We start from the raw sequence: 17909 nt of genomic DNA, 5'->3' as shown, positions 1-17909 counted from the left end.
CTCGCGACCGGGCGGCGCCGGCGTGCTCTCCGCGCAGGCGGAGGTGATCCGTCCACAGTTCTGCCTCTGGGAGTCCCGTGTACCCACCCGTCCGGAACGACGCGCCTGCACCCTCCCGCCCGTCGCCCGCGCCCCTGCGCTCCCGCACCAGCCTCCGCGGCCGGCCGGCGTCCGCGCGGCAGATCTCCACCGGCCTGGAGCTGCTGCGCACCCTGCTCCGCAGCCAGCTCGCCGCGACCCCCCAGCTGGTCCCCGCCGGCGTCCCGTCCGGCTTCGGGCCGCCCCACCCCCCCGGCCTGGCGCTGCGCACCACCGCGGCCGGCTCCACCGGCGCCGGCGCGCGCGGCCGGACCGGAACCGGCACGGGCGGCCGCAGCCGCACCCGGATCGCCCCGCGCCCCGGCTTCGAGACCGAGCACAACCCGATCATGGAGCTGGTCGAGCAGGCCCAGGCCGGGGAGAGCGAGGCCTTCGGCCGCCTGTACGACCACTACGCGGACACCGTCTACCGCTACATCTACTACCGGGTCGGCAGCCGGGCCACCGCCGAGGACCTCACCAGCGAGACCTTCCTGCGCGCACTGCGCCGGATCGGCACCTTCACCTGGCAGGGCCGGGACTTCGGCGCCTGGCTGGTGACCATCGCCCGCAACCTGGTGGCCGACCACTTCAAGTCCAGCCGGTTCCGGCTGGAGGTCACCACCGGCGAGATGCTCGACTCCAACGAGTGCGAGCGCAGCCCCGAGGAGTCGGTGCTGGAGTCGCTCTCCAACGCCGCCCTGCTGGAGGCCGTCCGGCGGCTCAACCCGCAGCAGCAGGAGTGCGTCACCCTCCGCTTCCTGCAGGGCCTTTCGGTCGCCGAGACCGCCCGGATCATGGGCAAGAACGAGGGCGCCATCAAGACCCTCCAGTACCGCGCGGTGCGGACGTTGGCCCGCCTCCTGCCGCCCGATGCGCGGTGAGCGGTACCAGGACCGGGGACGGTGCCGGCGGCAGCGCCGGTGGCGCCCCCTGTGGAATAGCCGGAACAACCGGAGGGCCGTCACCGTCGGTGCCGGTCCGACACGTCCGGGTGAACGGTCGGTCCGATGATCAGCCGTGCGTAACCGACCGCCCGCACCGCTCGTTGGCCAGCGTGCAAGCCCCCACCAGGCGTACGGTCAAGTCGAATTGCGACCTCTCACCCGATGGAGTGGCTTTGGCCCGCCGAGGCAACCGTCCGGCAGGCCGGGGTGTCGACAACGACGAAGGGAGGTGTGGCCCGTGACGGCAAACGTGCTGGAGCACCGGCGGGCGAAGGCCTTCGCCGAGGCGCTGGAGGCCCACCAGGCAGAGCAACGCGGCGCCACCGCGGCCGGATCGGCCAACGCCGCCGCCACCGGCGCCGGTTCGACCGCGACGGCCGAACTGGTCGGCCTGGCCGGCGCACTAGGGGCACTGCCGGGACCGGAGCTGGACGCGGAGGTCCGGACCGTCCAACGCGCGCAGCTGATGGCCGCGTTCGAGCAGGTCTTCGCCGGCGGGACGGGTGCCGTGGTGCCCCGGCAGCGCAGGCACCGGGCGCTCCGCGGCGCACCGCGCGGCCGTTGGAGCCGCCGGTTCGCGATCGGCGGCCTGGTCGCCGGCCTCGCCGTGGGCAGCTTCGCCGGCGCGGCGGCCGCGAGCTCCAACGCCCTTCCCGGGGACACGCTATACGGCATGAAGCGCGGCCTGGAAGGGCTCCGGCTCGACCTCGCCGACTCGGACACCGAGCGCGGCGAGCTGCTGCTCGACAACGCGGCCACCCGACTCGGCGAGGCCAAGAGCCTGGTCGGCCGGGCGGACGCGACCGAACTCAGTCCGGGCACCGTCGAGCGGGTCCGCAAGGCGCTGGACGACATGCACGCCGACGCCCTCAAGGGCCGCGACCTGCTGCGCTCGGTCTACCGGAGCAACGGCTCGCTCGACCCGATGCGCACGCTCGCCGGCTTCGCCCAGGACGAGGACGGCCACTGGGCCGAGCTGCAGAGCAAGCTCCCGGTCCAGCTGATCTCGCAGGCCCACCTCGTCGACCAGCTCTTCGACGACATAAGCGAGGACGTCGCGCCCCTGCGCCTGGCCCAGCCGCCCGCCAAGAGCGGCAGCCCGGCCGGCTCCGGGGCGGTCGGCGCCACGGGCAGCCCGGCGGGCGGCGGCGCCACGGCCGAGGCCCCGGCCGCGGGCGGCGCCCCGGCCGCGGGGGCCGGACCGGCCCGCAACGGCGGATCCGGAGGCACGGGCGGCAGCGGCAAGGCCGGCAGCACGGAGCAGGCACCGTCCGCCGGTGCCAGCACCCCCGGCGCCGGCGCGGCGGCCGGCGGCGGAGCCGCGCCGAACAGCCTGCCCAGCAGCGCCTCGGACGCGGTCGGCGGGCTGGTGGACAACCTCACCAGCGGCCTGCCCGGCACCAAGCCCTCGCCGAGCGCCGACCCGGCGCCCGCGCAGGCCCCGCAGCCGTCCGGCACGCCCAGTGCGGCCACCGGCGGCGGCAGCGGCACGCAGCAGGGTGTCGACGTGCCCCCGCTGGTCCCCGGCCTGTTGCCCGGCCTGCGGATCCTCGGCGGCTGACGGGCCCGCAGAGGCGGAGGGGCCCGGCCCGGCCCGCGCCGCCCGGGCCCCTCCGCCGTCAGCGCCCGGGCGGCGCGGGCCGGGCCGGGCCGCTCGGGCGGGCGGCGCGGGCCGGGCCGGGCCGTCCGTCAGAAGAAGACCGACCGCCGCTGCACCAGCAGCGTGTAGAGCGTGTGCTGGATGGTCTCCCGCACCTCGTCGGCCAGGTCGAAGACCAGCATCGGGTCGTCCGCCGCCTCCGCCGGGTGGCGGTCGGTGGCGATCGGCTCGCCGAACTGGATGATCCACTTGGTCGGCAGCGGCACCGCACCGAGCGGCCCGAGCCACGGGAAGGTCGGCGTGATCGGCACGTACGGCAGGCCGAGCAGCCGGGCCAGCGTCTTGAAGTTGCCGATCATCGGATAGGTCTCCTCCGCCCCGACGATCGAGCAGGGAACGATCGGCACCCGGGCCCGCAGCGCCGAGGAGACGAAGCCCCCGCGCCCGAACCGCTGCAGCTTGTACCGCTCGGAGAACGGTTTGCCGATGCCCTTGAAGCCCTCCGGCCAGACCCCGACCAGCTCGCCGCGCTCCAGCAGCGCCTGGGCGTCCTCGTTGCAGGCGAGCGTGTGGCCGGCCTTGCGGGCCAGCTCGTTGACGCCGGGCAGCACGAACACCAGGTCGGCGGCGAGCATCCGCAGGTACCGCCGCGCGGGGTGGTGGTCGTGGATCACGACCTGCGTCATCAGCGCGTCCAGCGGGATCGTCCCCGAGTGGTTGGCCACCAGCAGTGCGCCGCCCTCGGCCGGGATGTTCTCGATCCCCCGCACCTCGACCCGGAAGTACTTCTCGGCGAGCGGCCGCAGCATCCCGAGCAGCACCTCCTCGGTGAGCTCCCGGTCGAAGCCGAACTCGTCCACCTCGTAGTCGCCGGTGATCCGGCGACGCAGGAAGGAGAGGCCGTCGGCGGCCCGGCCCTCCCAGCCCTTGCCGAACAGCCGGGTGGCGGTCGGGCCGAGCGGCCCGGCCAGCGCCCCGCCGACGGCTCCGGCCAGGCGGTCGGCCAGACCGACGGGCCGTTCGGGCTCGCTCCAGCTCGGCGCGGACTCGATCGGGATGACCTTGGCCTCGCCCGGCGCGTTCTCGGCTGCGGCACTCATCGCGGGTTCAGCTCCTGGGTCGACGGGGACGGTTCGGGGGGCCCGGGTGCGCCGGGTGGGCGCCCGGGGCGTGCTCCGGCCCCAGCAGCGCGCCCAGCCGGTCGGTGACGGCGGTCAGCCGCTCCGGCGGCAGCAGCCCGGTGCTCTGCGCGGCGGCGAAGTCGGCGAACGCCTCCGGGGTGGTGAAGCGCGGCCGGTAGCCGAAGGTGTCGCGCAGCGCGGTGGTGTCCACCACCCGGCCGTGGGTGAGCAGCCGCAGCTGCTCGGGGGAGAAGTCGACCATCCGCGTCCGCCGGGCCAGCCCGGCCATCCAGCTGATCGCGGGCAGCAGCAGCGGCAGGGTGGGCCGGCCGAGCCGGCGGGCGCACTGGGAGAGCAGCAGGACGCCCTCCCCCGCCACGTTGAAGGTGCCGGTGTTGACGGTGCCGGGCTCCGGCTCCTCCGCCGCCCGGACGAGGACCGCGAGCGCGTCGTCCTCGTGGACGAACTGCAGCCGCGGGTCGTAGCCGAGGACGGTGGGCAGCACCGGCATGGCGAAGTACTCGCTGAGCGGGGTGTCCGCGCCGGGGCCGACGATGTTGGCGAACCGCAGCACGGTGACCGCGACGTCCGGGCGACGCCGGGCGAAGCCGCGGACGTAGCCCTCGACCTCGACCGCGTCCTTGGCGAAGCCGCCGCCCGGGAGGTTCTTGGGCTGGGTCCGCTCGGTGAACACCGCGGGGTCGCGCGGCGCCGAGCCGTACACGCCGGTCGTCGACTTCACCACCAGCCGGCGCACCCCCGGGGCCTTCTGGCAGGCACCGAGCAGCTGCATGGTGCCGATGACGTTGGACTCCTTGACCGCGGCGCGGTTGGTGGAGCCCAGGCCGGTGGCGCTCACCGCAAGGTGGACGACGGTGTCGACCCGGTGCTCGGCGATCACCCGGGCCACCGCGGGCCGGCGCAGATCGAGCTGCTGGAACCGGTACGGGGCGGCGGGTTCCGCCGGCTCCTCGACCGGCGACCGGGGCGGCTGCACGTCCACGCCGACCACCAGGTCGACGCCGGGCCGGCGCCGGAGCTCGGCGACGAACCGGGCGCCGAGCCGGCGGGACACGCCGGTGACGAGCACGACCATCCCCACGGTGCTGCACCCCATTCCTCGGCCCTCCTCGGCCCTGCGTGCACCGTACCGCGCCACCCGGCCGGGCCGGGAAGTGACACCACCCGGACGCCGCCAGGAAGTGCCACCGCCGGAGCTGCCGGGAAGTCACCCCGCCCGGGAACGACACCGCCCGGGAACGACACCGCCCGCCCAGGCCGGCTGGCCTGGACGGGCGGTGGAAGCGCCGGGCGCGCGAGGGGCGCGGCCGGGGGCGCTTACTTCTTGTTGCGACGCTGAACGCGGGTCCTCTTCAGAAGCTTGCGGTGCTTCTTCTTGGCCATACGCTTGCGACGCTTCTTGATGACAGAGCCCACGGAACAACCCTCGCTCACTAAGACTCGCGCCCGTGAGAGACGGAGTCCATACGACTGACGGAGGGCCTAGCCTACCGTCCGTCCGGCCAGGGCCGTAATCGTGCTCCCCCGGAACGGCGAACTCGGGGGAAATCCGGGGCGAACGGGCGCGGGGGCCACCGGCTGTGGTCCCCGCCCCGTCGACCGGCCCTACGCGCTCTCAAGCCGCACGTAGGACTCCTTCAGGTACTCGTGCACCGCCTGCTGGGGCACCCGGAAGGACCGCCCGACCCGGATGGCCGGCAGCTCTCCGCTGTGCACCAACCGGTACACCGTCATCTTGGACACCCGCATGACCGCGGCCACCTCGGCCACGGTCAGGAAGACGACTTCCTGCAGGGGGCGTTCGCCGGAACTCATGACCATCACCGACCCTTACCCGTGTGCAAGGCACCGGCTTCCCCTCCGGTGACTCCACCGGCACACGTGTATCCCCAGAGTAGTTATGGGTGGTACCAGTGGGAAGAGGGGGAAGCGCAGTCCTCGTACGGTGAGAGATAGGACTGTTGCAGTACGTAGTCGCTAGGCGGTCTGCACTAGCGGGCGTGCGCACCCACCGGCATCTTCACAACCGGGGCCCGGCGTTCGGCCCGCCCGCCCGGCTCGGGTCAGGGCAGCAGTCCGTGGTGCGGCAGTACGGCGCGGCGGGCGGCCAGGATCGCCTGGTCGAGGCGGTCGGCCGGATCGTAACCCGCGTCGAAGTCCCGATAGGACGGCCGCGCCCCGTCGGTCATCCGCGGCGGGGCCGGGCGGCCGGTGCGCCGCAGGACCTCCGCGCGCCAGGACTCCGGGGTCTCGGCCGCCGGGTCGACGGGTCTGCCGGCGGCGGTGGCGACCAGGTGGGTCCAGCTCCGCGGAACGACGTCGACCACCTCGTAGCCGCCCCCGCCGAGGGCGATCCAGCGGCCGCCGGCGTGCCGGTGGGCGAGGCCGTGCAGTTCCTCGGCGATCAGCCGCTGCGCGTCCACGGTGACGGCGAGGTGGGCGAGGGGGTCCTCCAGATGGGTGTCCGCGCCGTGCTGGGTGATCAGGACCTGCGGGCGGAAGGCCGCCAGCAGCTCGGGGACGAGGGCGTGGAAGGCGCGCAGCCAGCCGGCGTCGCCGGTGCCGGCCGGCAGCGGCAGGTTGGCCGCCGAGCCGGGGGCGTTCGGCCCACCGGTCTCGGTGGCCCAGCCGGTCTGCGGGAAGAGCGTGGCGGGGTGCTCGTGCAGCGAGACGGTGAGCACCCGGGGGTCGTCCCAGAACGCCTCCTGCACGCCGTCGCCGTGGTGGACGTCGACGTCGACGTAGGCGACCCGCTCGGCGCCGAGTTCGAGCAGCCGGGCGATGGCGAGCGCGGGGTCGTTGTAGATGCAGAAGCCGGAGGCCCGGCCGGGCATGGCGTGGTGCAGGCCGCCCGCGAAGTTGACGGCGTGCGGGGTCTCGCCGCGCCAGACGGCCTCGGCGGCGGCCACCGACTGGCCGGCGATCAGCGCCGAGGCGGAGTGGACGGCCGGGAAGCCCCAGTTGTCGTCGGTGCCGAGACCGTGCCGCCGGTCCGGCTGGTCGGGGTGGTCGGCGGCGTACTTGACCGCCTCGACGTAGGCGCGGGTGTGCACCAGGTGGAGAGTGGACTCGCCGGCCGGCGGTGCGGCCCGGACGGTCACGCCCGGGCCGGCGTCCAGTCCGAGTGCCTCCACCAGGCGCATGGTGAGCGCCAGGCGGGTCGGGTCCATCGGGTGGCCGGGACCGAAGTCGTAGGCGGTGACCGCCTCGTCCCAGAAGAGGTGCAGGCCGCAGGGGGTGTCACGCTCGGCTTCGGGCATGGCCCCACCGTAGTGCGTCGCGGCCGCGGGAAGGCCGCCAGGGGCGCACCGCCGACCGCGCGCCCCGCCGCCGTTGCGGACGGCCCGTCAGTCGCGGGCGCCGGCGCGGGCGGCTACCGGTGCGGGAGCCGCGGCGGCCGCCGGTGCGGGGGCGGTGGCCCGGGCCGGCCGGCCCGCCAGGCGACAGCCGAGGCAGTCGGGGTGGCCGTGCCGGGCCGCGGTGTCCCGGGTGCGCCAGTGCCGGCGGTCGGCCGGCCGCGGTCCGGTGGCCTTGCCCCAGCCCGCGAGGTGCAGCACCCAGCTGGCGATAGCCGCCAGGGCGGTGACGGCCCCGCCCAGCCAGAGGCCGGCCGCCGAGCCGGCCGTCAGGGCCACGCCCGCGACGGCCGTACCGGCGACCGCCACGGCCGTACCGGTCCAACCGGCGACGGTGTGCCCCATGTCGTGCTCGTCGTGTGCGCCCATGTCCCCTCGTTTGGTGTGATGGAGCCGCGACCGCCCCGCCAGGGCGGCGCTGGAGATGTCTTATCTCACGAGCTAAGTAACTTAGATGCTAAGGAGATATTCCGTGGAGGGCAAGCCGCGCCCGGAGGCGACGCCCGAGCAGGCGCAGTTCGCGATGGACCGGATGATCGCGCTCGCGCAGTTCGGACAGCAGGACATCGCCGCTCGGCTCGGGCTCAACGTCACCGACCTGACCTGTCTCGGCTTCGTCATCGAGGCGGCGCTCGCCGGCACCCCGCTGGCCGCCGGCGACCTCGCGGAGCGGGCGCAGCTGACCACCGGCGCGGTGACCGGTGTCCTCAACCGCCTGGAGAAGGCCGGCTTCGCCCACCGGGAGGCGGACCCGGCGGACCGGCGACGGGTGCGGGTGGTGATGGCGGATTCGGCCCAGGAGCGCGTCCTGGCGGTCTACGGCCCGTTCTACGCCCGCCTCGCGGGGCTGTTCGCCGACTACACCCCGGACGAGATCGCCGTCCTGGCGGACTGGTTCACCCGGGCCAGGGCGCTGATGCAGGTGTCACTGGAGGAGATCCGGGAGCGCTGAGCCGCTCCCCGGCCCGCTGCGGCCCGCCGGCGCCGGACCGACCGGGCGTCAGGCCACCGCCCGCGCCGGACCGACCGGGCGTCAGGCCACCGCCGGCGCCGGGACGGGCGCGGGGGCCGGGGCGAACCGGCCGGCCAGCGGCAGCACCACCAGGACCAGCAGCATCGGCGCGAGCAGCGCCCAGCGGTACGAGCTCGCGTCCGCGATCGCCCCGACCAGCGGTGAACCGACGAGGAACCCCGCGTAGTTGAACAGATTGAGCCGGGCCACGGCGGCGTCCGAGTCGGCTGGGAAGAGCCGCCCACCGGCCGCGAACACCTGAGGGATGATCGCGCAGATGCCGAGGCCGAGGACGGTGAACCCGGCGATCCCGGTCCAGGCGCCGGGCGCGGCGGCGGCCACGGCGAAGCCCAGCGCGGCCAGCGCGGCCCCGACCCGCACCACCGGGACGGCGCCCCAGTGGTGCACCGCGCGGTCCCCCACCGCCCGGCCGAGCAGCATCGCCACCATGTAGCCGAGGTAGGAGAGCTTGGCGACGTCCTCGGGACTGTGCAGGCCGTCGGTGACGTACTTGACGCTGTAGTTGGAGACGGAGGCGTCCGCGATGTACGCGAAGGCCATCGCCAGGCAGAGCGGCAGCAGCGGGCGCCAGGGGATCGACCGGGCGGACGCCTCGGCGGCCTCCTGGGCGGCGTCGCCGAGTTCGGCCGGCCCCGCGGTGGGGGTCCCCCCGGCCGCAGGGCGGGGGACGGCGCCGGCCAGCACGGCGAGCGGGGCGATCACCGCGGCCGCGGCGCCGAACAGCACCGGCAGGCCGGCGTCGTAGTGCGCGCCGAGGCCGGCCAGCGCCGCACCGAGGATGCCGCCGAGGCTGAACGCGGCATGGAAGCCGATCATGATCGAGCGGCCGTAACGGTGCTGCAGACCCACCCCCAGCATGTTCATACTGGCGTCCAGCGCGCCGACCAGCAGGCCGAACGCGCCGAGGGCGAGCGCGAGTTGCCAGAGCTCGTCGCCGAGGCCGACGCCGGCCAGGGTGAGGCAGACGACGGGCTGGACGACCCGCAGCACCGCCCGGGCGCCGGTCCGCCGCACCAACTGCTCGGAGGCGATCGACCCGACCCCGGCCAGGATCGGCACGGCGGCCAGGAAGACCGGCAGCAGCGCGTCGCTCAACCCGTACCGGTCCTGCAGTTCGGGGATGCAGGTGACCAGCAGCGCGAAGGTGGTGCCCTGGAGCAGGAAGCCCGCGGCGAGCGCCGCCCGGCCCTGGCGCAGGCGGGGCGTGATCACGGGACTCGCGGCAGTCATGCGGACCTCGCTACCGGCCGGTACGACGATGTTGGCGAGAGCGTAGGCGGTGCCGCCGCTTTTGGGGAGGGGTCGCGCAAGCTGCGCTCGCGCGCGGGACGGGGGTCCGGGGCGGGGGTCCGGGGCGGGGGTCCGGGGAGCGGTCGCGGCGGCGGGGCCCCGCGACCGGTCAGCCGAGCAGCGCCGGCACCTCGGCGAGGTCGGCGATCAGCCCGGTGGCACCGGCCGCCAGCAGCTTCGCCGGATCGGTGAGCGCGGTGTAGCCGTACACGTCCATCCCGGCGGCCCGGGCGGCCAGCACGCCGTTGACGCTGTCCTCCAGCACCAGGCAGCGGGCCGGGTCGGCGCCCAGCGTGCGGGCGGCGTACAGGAAGAGGTCGGGCGCGGGCTTGCCGATGCCGACGTCCTGGGCGCTGAAGATCCGCTTTTCGGCGAGGTGCCCGCGCAGGCCGGTGAGGTCGAGCGCGGTGCGGATCCACGTGTGGTGGGCCGAGGAGGCCAGGCAGTACGGCACGGAGCGCTGCCGGAGCTCCTTCAGCAGCGTCTCCGCGCCGTGCACGGCGGTGAGCTCCTCGGCGAAGGCCGCGAACACCCGGGCGTGGAACAGCTCGTCGAAGCCGTCCGGCAGCTTCGCTCCGTCGTACCGCTCGGCGATCACGTCGTGGATCCGGTGGGCGGCGCTGCCCATGAAGTCCCGGTACGAGTCCTCGACGGTCGTCGGGTACCCGAGCTCGGTCAGGTACTCGGCCAGCACCCGGTTGGAGAGCGGCTCGCTGTCCACCAGGACGCCGTCGTTGTCGAAGATCACCAGTTCGTAGGACACCGGAGGAGCCTACTTGCCGCCGGAGGCCAGCTCCCGGGAGCGGTCGCGGGCCGCCTCCAGAGCGCCCAGCAGCGCAGCCCGGACGCCGTGGTTCTCCAGCTCGCGGATGGCGGCGATGGTGGTGCCGGCCGGCGAGGTGACCGCCTCGCGGAGCTTCACCGGGTGCTCGCCGGAGTCCCGCAGCATGACCGAGGCGCCGATCGCCGACTGCACGATCAGATCGTGCGCCACGTGCCGGGGCAGGCCGAGCAGGATGCCGGCGTCGGTCATCGCCTCCACCAGGAAGTAGAAGTAGGCCGGGCCGGAGCCGGAGAGCGCGGTGGCGGCGTCCTGCTGGGACTCGGGCAGCCGCAGCGCCTTGCCGACCGAGCGGAAGATCTCCTCGGCCCGCTCCAGGTGCGCCTCGGTGGCGTGCGAGCCGCCGGAGATGACGCTCATCCCCTCGTCCACCAGGACGGGCGTGTTGGGCATCACCCGGACCACCGGCGTGCCGGCCGCCAGCCGGGCCTCGAACCAGGCGGTGGGGATGCCGGCCGCCGCGGAGATCACCAGCCGGTCGGAGCCGACGTGCGGCGCCAGCTCGTCCAGCAGGGTACCCATGTCCTGCGGCTTGACCGCGAGGATCAGGGTGTCGGCGAGCTTGGCGGCCTCGGTGTTGCCCACCACGCCGACGCCGTACTTCTCGGCCAGTTCGGCGGCCCGCTCGGGCCGGCGGGCGGTCACCAGGACGTCCGCCGGGTCCTTGCCGGCCCGGAGCAGACCGGAGAGCAGCGCCTCCCCGATCTTGCCCGTGCCCAGGAAGGCGATCTTCTGCCCGTGCGCCGCTGCGCTGCCCATGCCCGCTCCTCGCGTCCGTACCTGCCGCCATCCTCGCACCGCGCGCCCGCGCGCAGCGGGACCGTCCACCCTGCGGAAGGGCCCCGGACGGCGCCGTGGCCGTGGTCGTGGCCGTCGCCTGCCGTGGACGGCCCGTAGGGGCCGAACTCCGGGTTCTCCCCTATGGTCCCGGGGGGCTCCCGGGCGCACCGTGGAGGTATGTCACACGGAGAGATGTCCCGACGTGAGAACCGGCAGGCCGCCGTCGCCGCTGCGACGGTGGGCCCCTGGAAGACGGCCGCGGGTGTCGGTGCGGTGGTGGGGGCGACGGCCCTGGGGATCGATCTGGTCACCGGGGACTGGTCGCTGAGCATGCTGGCCGGCCCGGCCGGCTGGGCGCTTTTCTTCTTCTTCCTGGTCGGCACGGTGGGCGGTCAGTTGCGCCGCGACACCGCGGACCGGCGGCTGCGCAGGTGGGCGGCCGAGCACCCCTGGCAGTCCGCGGTGCCGGCGGCCGGCGCCCTGCTGGTGCTGAACACGCTGGCGCAGACGATCCTCGGCGACGCGAGCCTGATCGGCGCGTTCTTCCTCTCGCTGCTGCCGGCCGGCGTGCTGCTGGCGGTCGCCGGCGTGGTCGGATCGGTGAAACAGGCCCGCGGCAAGGGGTGAGCGGGGGTGAGCGCGTCTCAGGGACGGTGCACCAGGGGGTGATTCGCGCAGATCGCACACGCGGTCACCACATGGTGCGCCCCCGATCGACGCTTCGTCACACCCCGTCGGCATACTGGCGCGATGCCGATAGCCGAAGATCCAGAGCCGCGCCCGACGGAGGGCCGCGACCCGGACGGGGCCGACCCGTCCGGTACGGGCGGGAAGGACCCGTTCGCCGACCTCGTCCTGGACGAGGAGTTCGTCAGAGGCGCCACCGTCAAGGAGCAGGCCGGCCGCACCCGGATGCTCGCCGCCCGGTGGAAGCACACTGCCCCGGTGGACCCGGGCGGCCGGCGCTCGGTGAACGACGGCCCGCGGAAGGCCGGCCGGTTCAGGCCCAAGACGCAGCCACTCGACGCCCGGGGCAACCCGCGCCCCCGCCGCCGGTTCGAGGGGCGGACTGCGCTGTACGTGCTGCTGACCGTCGCGGTGCTGCTCGGGGCGCTGAACGTCGACGCCGTGAGGCGCTGGTACGCGGACGACTCCGGCGAGAGCTCCTCCCCCCCGCGGCCCGGTGCCGACCGCCGCCGCGGCCGGCAGGCCGACCCTCGACCACCCGTGGGTGGGCTCCCCCGCTAAGGACTGGGCATCCGGTCCGGCCGGGATCGAGGTCTCGAAGGCTCCCCTGGCCACCGGCGCGTTCGGCACCGACGAGGTGGCCGCTCAGCTCCAGCTGGTGAAGGACTACCTGGTGGCGGCCAATCTGGACCCGCAGCTGATCGCGGGCGGAAGCCCGGACGCCGCGCTGGCCATGCTGGACCGCGGGACGAAGGACACCGCACGGCAGGCGCTCGCCCACCCCTCACCCACCACCGATCCCAGCTCGTGGTTCACCCGCTTCGACCCGCGCGAAGCGATCCCGGTGTCCGACGCGATCAGGGTGCAGGGCTGGATCAGCTACGACGCCGACGGGGAGAACGGCGTGGTGGTGAAGACCGACGTCACGTATGTGTACGCGTTGCGCCCCGGTCCGGAGGCGGTCCGGTTGGCGGCCTCACCCGGAACGCCCGCGACCGGCCCCGCAACCCCGCAGGACGCCGTCCGGGCGACGCCCGACCCCGATGTGCCCGGGTACACCTGGACGGCCCGGACCATCGTCCGGCGGGCCGACACCTTCCACTTCTACGACCCGGCGAGGTACGCCGTCGATCCGAAGAAGATCGTCGCCGATGAGACCAGGCCCAGTTTCGGCAACAGCGCGTGCAACGTCCACGACGGCTATCTGCACCCGGAGTTCGATCAGTTCCCGCCGGCCCGGCCGAACCCGACCGGGCCGACGCGGGACCCGTACGAGCGCACCGGGGAAGTGCCGGGCAAGGGCGGCTGCAACACGATCAGCCGCTCCTGAGTCAGCGCCGGCGCTTGGTCCGGGCCGGCGCCTTGGCGTCGGGCCGGCCGCTGCGGGCGGACTGCCGGCGCCGGTGGGCGGCGGTGGCCCGCTCGTAGTCGGCGCGCCTGACCGCCTCGCCGGGAGCCTCGACCAGGCTGCGGACGAAGTAGGCGAGCAGCGCGCCGACCCCGCCGATGATCCAGACCGCGCCGAGCGACCTGTCCTCGGCCATCCAGCCGGTCAGCCGGTCCTTGCCCTCGGTGAGCTGCTTCCAGGTGCGCAGCGCGGCGAGCAGCGAACAGACCGCGATGGCGGCGACCAGCAGGCCGTTGAGGAAGCCGCCGTTGTCGGAGAGCCGGATGCCCTCGACGCCGAAGCGCAGCACGAGCGCGGCGACCGCGGCGGCCAGCAGGGCGCCGATCGGCACGGCGATCCGGCGCAGCCGGTAGTCGGTGCCGCGCTCGACCCAGCTGGTGCCGAACCAGCGGATCGGCTCCGGCTCGGGGGCGCCGGCGGGCGTGGGGGCGGGGGCGGGGTGCTCGGTCACACGGCCGATTATCACCCGGCGCCCCGCGACACCGGCGAACGGCCGCGACCACCGGCGGGTGGCGGGCGGAACCGCCGGAGCACGCCGGAGGAGCCGTCCCGGCGGGCGGGACGGCTCCTCCGCGGCCACCGGGCGCACCGGGCGCCCGGGTGTGCGGTGTGCCGAGGTCGTCAGCCGAGCTTGCTGACGTCCCGGACGGCGCCCTTGTCGGCGGAGGTGGCCATCGCGGCGTACGCGCGCAGCGCCTGGCTGACCTGGCGGTCGCGCTTCTTCGGCCGGTAGCCGCCCTCGGCCTCCAGCTTCAGCCGGCGCTCGTGCAGCTCCTCGAAGGGGACCTCCAGCGAGATCTTCCGGCCGGGGATGTCGATGGCGATGATGTCGCCGTCCTCCACCAGGGCGATCGTGCCCCCGGAGGCCGCCTCCGGCGAGGCGTGGCCGATCGACAGGCCCGAGGTGCCGCCGGAGAAGCGGCCGTCGGTGACCAGCGCGCAGGCCTTGCCGAGGCCGCGGCCCTTGAGGAAGGACGTCGGGTACAGCATCTCCTGCATGCCCGGGCCGCCCTTGGGGCCCTCGTAGCGGATGACGACGACGTCGCCCTCCTTGACCCGCTTGGTGAGGATCGCGTCGACGGCGTCCTCCTGCGACTCGACCACGACGGCCGGACCGCTGAAGGTCCAGATCGACTCGTCCACGCCGGCGGTCTTCACGATGCAGCCGTCCTCGGCGAGGTTGCCGTAGAGCACGGCCAGGCCGCCCTCGACCGAGTAGGCGTGCTCGACGCTGCGGATGCAGCCCTTGGCGGCGTCGGTGTCCAGGGACTCCCAGCGCTCGGACTGCGAGAAGGCCTCCGCGGAGCGGACGCAGCCGGGGGCCGCGTGCCAGAGCTCGACGGCCTCGGCGGACGGCGAGCCGCCGCGGACGTCCCAGGTCTTGAGCCACTCGGCGAGCGAGTCGGAGTGGACGGTGTGCACGTCCTCGTTGAGCAGCCCCCCGCGGTAGAGCTCGCCGAGGATGGCGGGGATGCCGCCGGCCCGGTGCACGTCCTCCATGTAGTACGAGCCGTTCGGCGCGACCTTGGAGAGGCAGGGCACCTTCCGGGAGATGGCGTCGATGGCCCGCATGTCGAAGTCCAGCTCGGCCTCCTGGGCGGCGGCGAGCAGGTGCAGGATCGTGTTGGTGGAGCCGCCCATCGCGATGTCCAGCGCCATGGCGTTCTCGAAGGCGGCGCGGGTGGCGATCGAGCGCGGCAGGACGGAGTGGTCGTCCTGGCCGTAGTGGCGGTTGGCGATCTCGACCACGGTCCGCCCGGCCCGCTCGTACAGCGCCCGGCGGGCGGTGTGGGTGGCGAGCACCGAGCCGTTGCCCGGCAGCGAGAGCCCGATCGCCTCGGTCAGGCAGTTCATCGAGTTGGCGGTGAACATCCCCGAGCAGGAGCCGCAGGTCGGACAGGCGTTCTCCTCGATGATCGCGATGTCCTCGTCGGAGACGTTCTCGTTCACCGCCTGGGAGATCGCGTCGACCAGGTCGAGCTTGCGGACCGTGCCGTCGACCAGGGTGGCCTTGCCGGCCTCCATCGGGCCGCCGGAGACGAAGACGGTCGGGATGTCGAGCCGCAGCGCGGCCATCAGCATGCCCGGGGTGATCTTGTCGCAGTTGGAGATGCAGATCAGGGCGTCGGCGCAGTGCGCGTTGACCATGTACTCCACGGAGTCGGCGATCAGGTCGCGCGAGGGCAGCGAGTAGAGCATGCCGCCGTGGCCCATCGCGATGCCGTCGTCGACCGCGATGGTGTTGAACTCGCGCGGGATGCCGCCCGCCTGCTTGATCGCCTCGGAGACGATCCGGCCGACCGGCTGGAGGTGGGTGTGGCCGGGGACGAACTCGGTGAAGGAGTTGGCGACCGCGATGATCGGCTTGCCGAAGTCCTCGCGGGCTACGCCGGCGGCCCGGAGAAGCGCCCGGGCGCCTGCCATGTTGCGACCGTGGGTGACCGTACGGGACCTCAGCTCGGGCACTGTGCTCCACTCCTTCGGGGGCTGATCCGGCGGCCCCGCTCGGCACGGAGGGTGCGGAACCGCTGTGTCTGTCGAGCCTACGCCCGCCGTCCGGGCGGCGAGCGCCGCGTCCGCGATGCGGTCAGCACGCGGCGCCGGCCTGTTGGGGGCGCGGCGCGTCAGCCCGGGGTGATCGCCACGGTGAGGTCCAGCACGTACGGCTCGACCACCCAGCCGTCCGGGAACTGCGCCAGCAGTGCCTCGCGCTCGACGGCCAGCAGCGCCCCGCGCCGCTCGGGGTCGAGGGCGGCGAGGTAGGAGCGGGACGTGAGGTCGGTGATCACGTGGTCCACGGTGACCCGGCGCTCCCAGCGGAGCACGGCGGTGCCGATCCGCAGCCCGAACGGGGCGAGGTGACCGGTGATCTCGTTCACGGCCCCGTAGGCGTGGTACGTCCCCGGCAGCGCGACCGCCAACCGCTCACCCATCGCCCGGACCCACGGGACGGCGCCGTCCTTCACGTTCCAGAAGGTGGCGAGGGCACCGCCGGGACGCAGCACCCGGACCGCTTCGGGGATCGAGCGCTCGGGGTGGGTCCAGTGGAAGGCCTGGGCGTAGGTGACGACGTCCGCGGAGCCGTCGTGGAACGGGAGGTCGTCACCGCTGCCCCGGACCAGCGGCAGGCCGGGGCTGCTCGCCAGGAACTGCGCGCCCATCCCGTCGTTGGGCTCCACCGCGACCACGGCCGCACCTCGGGCGGCCAGCAGACGGGTGGCGATGCCCGTCCCGGCGCCGACGTCCAGCACCCGGGCACCCTTGAGCGGTCGGCCCGCCAGCCGCTCCAGCTCGTCGAACAGCTCCTCGGGGTAGGTCGGCCGCGCCCGGTCGTACTCCGAGGCCACCGACCCGAAGGAACCGGCGAGCTCCCGGTAATCCGTCATGTCTCCCCCTCCGTACGGCAGTTCGTACTCAGCGTACGCGCGCCGGGGTCGCCAGGTGGAGCCGGGTGAAGGCGAGCGCCTCGGCCAGGTCGGCCTCGCGTTCGGCGGGGGACGCGGAGCGGCGGGTGTTGACCTCCAGCACCACGTGGCCGTCGAAACCGGTCCGGGCGAGGTGTTCCAGCAGCTCGGCGCAGGGCTGCTTGCCGCGGCCGGGGATCAGGTGCTCGTCCTTGCCGGAGCCGCTGCCGTCGGCGAGGTGGATGTGGGCCAGCCGGTCGCCCATCCGCTCGACCATGGCGAGCGCGTCGATCCGGGAGGTGGCGGCGTGCGAGAGGTCGATGGTGAAGTGCCGGTACTCCTCGTCCGTGACGTCCCAGCCGGGGGCGTAGGCCAGCATCTCGCGGTCGCGGTAGCGCCAGGGGTACATGTTCTCGACGGCGAAGCGGACGTCGGTCTCGCCCGCCATGCGCTCGATGCCCTCGACGAACTCGCGGGCGTACTGGCGCTGCCAGCGGAACGGCGGGTGCACGACGACGGCGCTCGCGCCGAGCTTCTCGGCGGCGGCCCGGGCGCGGACCAGTTTGGTCCAGGGGTCGGTGCTCCAGACCCGCTGGGTGATCAGCAGGCAGGGCGCGTGCACGGCCAGGATCGGCATCCCGTGGGCGTCGGAGAGCCGGCGCAGCGCCTCGATGTCCTGGCTGACCGGGTCGTTCCAGACCATCACCTCGACGCCGTCGTACCCGAGCTTGGCGGCCAGCTCGAAGCCGACCGCGGTGTTGGCCGGGTAGACCGAGGCGGTGGAGAGGGCGACCTTGGTGTCGGGGATGTGCAGGGACGGGTGCGACGGCAGCACCAGGCGGTCGGTGGTGCGCAGCAGCGGGGCGGTCCGGGCGGCGGCCTGGCGGGCGGCCTTGACGGACCGCACGGACTGGACGGCGGCCTTCGCGGCGCCGGCCGCACGGGCGGTCCGCTTCTCCCGAGGGGCCCGGGCGGCGGTGGGCGCGGCGGCGGACGTGGCGGGCGGGGTCTGCCGGGCCGCCTTGCGCGCGGCCTTCGCCTCGGCCCCGGGGGCGGCCTTCGCCTCGGCCCCGGGGGCGGCATTCGGGGCGGCCTCCGGGCCGGCCGTCGGCTCGGCCCGCGCGGCGGACGTCGGCTCGGTCTCCGGCGCCGGGGCCGGACGGGCGGTGCGCTTCACCGCGGCGGCGGTCTTGGCGGTGGCGGCCCGGGCCGCAGCCTTGGCCGCGGTCTTCGCCGCAGTCTTCGCCGCGCTCTTGGCGGCCTTGGCGGGCTTCGCGGCCTTGGCGGGCTTCCCGGTGACGGCCTCCTCGGGGCCCGGCCCGGCGGCGCCGCCCCGGGCGGGC

19 protein-coding genes are annotated in these 17909 nt (G+C 74.5%); 6 read left to right on the top strand and 13 right to left on the bottom strand.

Going from position 1 to position 17909, the window contains the following annotated elements:
* Window positions 1-182: 182 nt before the first annotated feature.
* Window positions 183-962 carry an ECF subfamily RNA polymerase sigma factor, BldN family gene (locus MCM47_RS23630; RefSeq protein ID WP_374209197.1) on the top strand — a complete coding sequence of 260 codons (780 nt, stop codon included), beginning with the start codon at window positions 183-185 and terminating at the stop codon, window positions 960-962.
* Window positions 963-1263: 301 nt separating this feature from the next.
* Complete coding sequence (locus tag MCM47_RS23625; protein ID WP_238863683.1) at window positions 1264-2586, top strand: DUF5667 domain-containing protein; 1323 nt, start codon at window positions 1264-1266, stop codon at window positions 2584-2586.
* Between the two features lie 128 nt (window positions 2587-2714).
* Here the strand turns inward: MCM47_RS23625 and MCM47_RS23620 are convergent, their stop codons facing one another.
* From MCM47_RS23620 to MCM47_RS23595, 6 genes are all read right to left on the bottom strand, one after another.
* A complete protein-coding gene (locus tag MCM47_RS23620; protein WP_238863682.1) occupies window positions 2715-3725 on the bottom strand; it encodes a lysophospholipid acyltransferase family protein in 1011 nt (336 codons plus the stop codon).
* A 7-nt stretch (window positions 3726-3732) separates the two neighbouring features.
* Window positions 3733-4848 (bottom strand): NAD-dependent epimerase/dehydratase family protein, encoded by a 1116-nt coding sequence (locus tag MCM47_RS23615; RefSeq protein WP_238863810.1) that lies wholly within the window; start codon window positions 4846-4848, stop codon window positions 3733-3735.
* A gap of 236 nt (window positions 4849-5084) precedes the next feature.
* Entirely contained in the window at window positions 5085-5183 is a 99-nt protein-coding gene (locus tag MCM47_RS23610) for a 30S ribosomal protein bS22 (RefSeq protein ID WP_003948845.1), read from the bottom strand.
* Between the two features lie 189 nt (window positions 5184-5372).
* Complete coding sequence (locus MCM47_RS23605; RefSeq protein WP_148644250.1) at window positions 5373-5582, bottom strand: helix-turn-helix domain-containing protein; 210 nt, start codon at window positions 5580-5582, stop codon at window positions 5373-5375.
* A 248-nt stretch (window positions 5583-5830) separates the two neighbouring features.
* Window positions 5831-7027: an acetoin utilization protein AcuC gene (locus tag MCM47_RS23600; RefSeq protein ID WP_238863681.1), complete on the bottom strand. Its 1197-nt coding sequence runs from the start codon at window positions 7025-7027 to the stop codon at window positions 5831-5833.
* A gap of 87 nt (window positions 7028-7114) precedes the next feature.
* Entirely contained in the window at window positions 7115-7492 is a 378-nt protein-coding gene (locus tag MCM47_RS23595; RefSeq protein ID WP_238863680.1) for an HGxxPAAW family protein, read from the bottom strand.
* 103 nt (window positions 7493-7595) lie between these two features.
* Between MCM47_RS23595 and MCM47_RS23590 the strand changes: the two genes are divergently transcribed.
* On the top strand, window positions 7596-8075 hold the full coding sequence (locus MCM47_RS23590; protein ID WP_238863679.1) for a MarR family winged helix-turn-helix transcriptional regulator: 480 nt from the start codon (window positions 7596-7598) through the stop codon (window positions 8073-8075).
* An 81-nt stretch (window positions 8076-8156) separates the two neighbouring features.
* Here the strand turns inward: MCM47_RS23590 and MCM47_RS23585 are convergent, their stop codons facing one another.
* The 3 genes from MCM47_RS23585 to proC all read right to left on the bottom strand — a co-directional run bounded on the left by MCM47_RS23585 (window position 8157) and on the right by proC (window position 11046).
* Complete coding sequence (locus MCM47_RS23585; RefSeq protein WP_238863678.1) at window positions 8157-9386, bottom strand: MFS transporter; 1230 nt, start codon at window positions 9384-9386, stop codon at window positions 8157-8159.
* Window positions 9387-9555: 169 nt separating this feature from the next.
* Window positions 9556-10209, bottom strand: coding sequence for an HAD family phosphatase (locus MCM47_RS23580; RefSeq protein WP_238863677.1), 654 nt, complete (start codon window positions 10207-10209; stop codon window positions 9556-9558).
* A 9-nt stretch (window positions 10210-10218) separates the two neighbouring features.
* Window positions 10219-11046, bottom strand: a complete 828-nt coding sequence (gene proC / locus MCM47_RS23575; protein WP_238863676.1) for a pyrroline-5-carboxylate reductase — start codon at window positions 11044-11046, stop codon at window positions 10219-10221.
* Between the two features lie 213 nt (window positions 11047-11259).
* Here proC and MCM47_RS23570 point away from each other — a divergent pair, with 213 nt between their 5' ends.
* From MCM47_RS23570 to MCM47_RS23560, 3 genes are all read left to right on the top strand, one after another.
* Complete coding sequence (locus MCM47_RS23570) at window positions 11260-11694, top strand: hypothetical protein (protein ID WP_238863675.1); 435 nt, start codon at window positions 11260-11262, stop codon at window positions 11692-11694.
* 123 nt (window positions 11695-11817) lie between these two features.
* Window positions 11818-12315: a hypothetical protein gene (locus MCM47_RS23565; protein WP_238863674.1), complete on the top strand. Its 498-nt coding sequence runs from the start codon at window positions 11818-11820 to the stop codon at window positions 12313-12315.
* Window positions 12299-13084, top strand: a complete 786-nt coding sequence (locus tag MCM47_RS23560) for a hypothetical protein (protein ID WP_238863673.1) — start codon at window positions 12299-12301, stop codon at window positions 13082-13084. Before MCM47_RS23565 ends, MCM47_RS23560 begins: the two co-directional genes overlap by 17 nt.
* Window position 13085: 1 nt before the next feature.
* Here MCM47_RS23560 and MCM47_RS23555 read toward each other — a convergent pair whose 3' ends face one another.
* From MCM47_RS23555 to MCM47_RS23540, 4 genes are all read right to left on the bottom strand, one after another.
* On the bottom strand, window positions 13086-13613 hold the full coding sequence (locus tag MCM47_RS23555) for a hypothetical protein (RefSeq protein ID WP_238863672.1): 528 nt from the start codon (window positions 13611-13613) through the stop codon (window positions 13086-13088).
* Window positions 13614-13783: 170 nt separating this feature from the next.
* Window positions 13784-15628, bottom strand: a complete 1845-nt coding sequence (ilvD, locus tag MCM47_RS23550; RefSeq protein ID WP_238863671.1) for a dihydroxy-acid dehydratase — start codon at window positions 15626-15628, stop codon at window positions 13784-13786.
* 158 nt (window positions 15629-15786) lie between these two features.
* Window positions 15787-16548 carry a class I SAM-dependent methyltransferase gene (locus MCM47_RS23545; RefSeq protein ID WP_238863670.1) on the bottom strand — a complete coding sequence of 254 codons (762 nt, stop codon included), beginning with the start codon at window positions 16546-16548 and terminating at the stop codon, window positions 15787-15789.
* 28 nt (window positions 16549-16576) lie between these two features.
* Window positions 16577-17380, bottom strand: coding sequence for a sugar phosphate isomerase/epimerase family protein (locus MCM47_RS23540; RefSeq protein WP_374209196.1), 804 nt, complete (start codon window positions 17378-17380; stop codon window positions 16577-16579).
* Window positions 17381-17909 lie beyond the last annotated feature (529 nt).

It is taken from the genome of Kitasatospora sp. A2-31 (assembly GCF_022288725.1).
In the GTDB taxonomy this organism is placed as follows: domain Bacteria; phylum Actinomycetota; class Actinomycetes; order Streptomycetales; family Streptomycetaceae; genus Kitasatospora.
Note: the sequence above shows the minus strand (reverse complement) of the source record. Positions and strands in the feature narration are given on the sequence as shown.

Coding starts and splice junctions, on each gene's coding strand:
- MCM47_RS23620 (WP_238863682.1), bottom strand. CDS start 3,725: ATGAGTGCCGCAGCCGAGAACGCGCCGGGCGAGGCCAAGGTCATCCCG.
- MCM47_RS23605 (WP_148644250.1), bottom strand. CDS start 5,582: ATGAGTTCCGGCGAACGCCCCCTGCAGGAAGTCGTCTTCCTGACCGTG.
- MCM47_RS23600 (WP_238863681.1), bottom strand. CDS start 7,027: ATGCCCGAAGCCGAGCGTGACACCCCCTGCGGCCTGCACCTCTTCTGG.
- MCM47_RS23595 (WP_238863680.1), bottom strand. CDS start 7,492: ATGGGCGCACACGACGAGCACGACATGGGGCACACCGTCGCCGGTTGG.
- MCM47_RS23585 (WP_238863678.1), bottom strand. CDS start 9,386: ATGACTGCCGCGAGTCCCGTGATCACGCCCCGCCTGCGCCAGGGCCGG.
- proC (WP_238863676.1), bottom strand. CDS start 11,046: ATGGGCAGCGCAGCGGCGCACGGGCAGAAGATCGCCTTCCTGGGCACG.
- MCM47_RS23570 (WP_238863675.1), top strand. CDS start 11,260: ATGTCCCGACGTGAGAACCGGCAGGCCGCCGTCGCCGCTGCGACGGTG.
- MCM47_RS23565 (WP_238863674.1), top strand. CDS start 11,818: ATGCCGATAGCCGAAGATCCAGAGCCGCGCCCGACGGAGGGCCGCGAC.
- MCM47_RS23545 (WP_238863670.1), bottom strand. CDS start 16,548: ATGACGGATTACCGGGAGCTCGCCGGTTCCTTCGGGTCGGTGGCCTCG.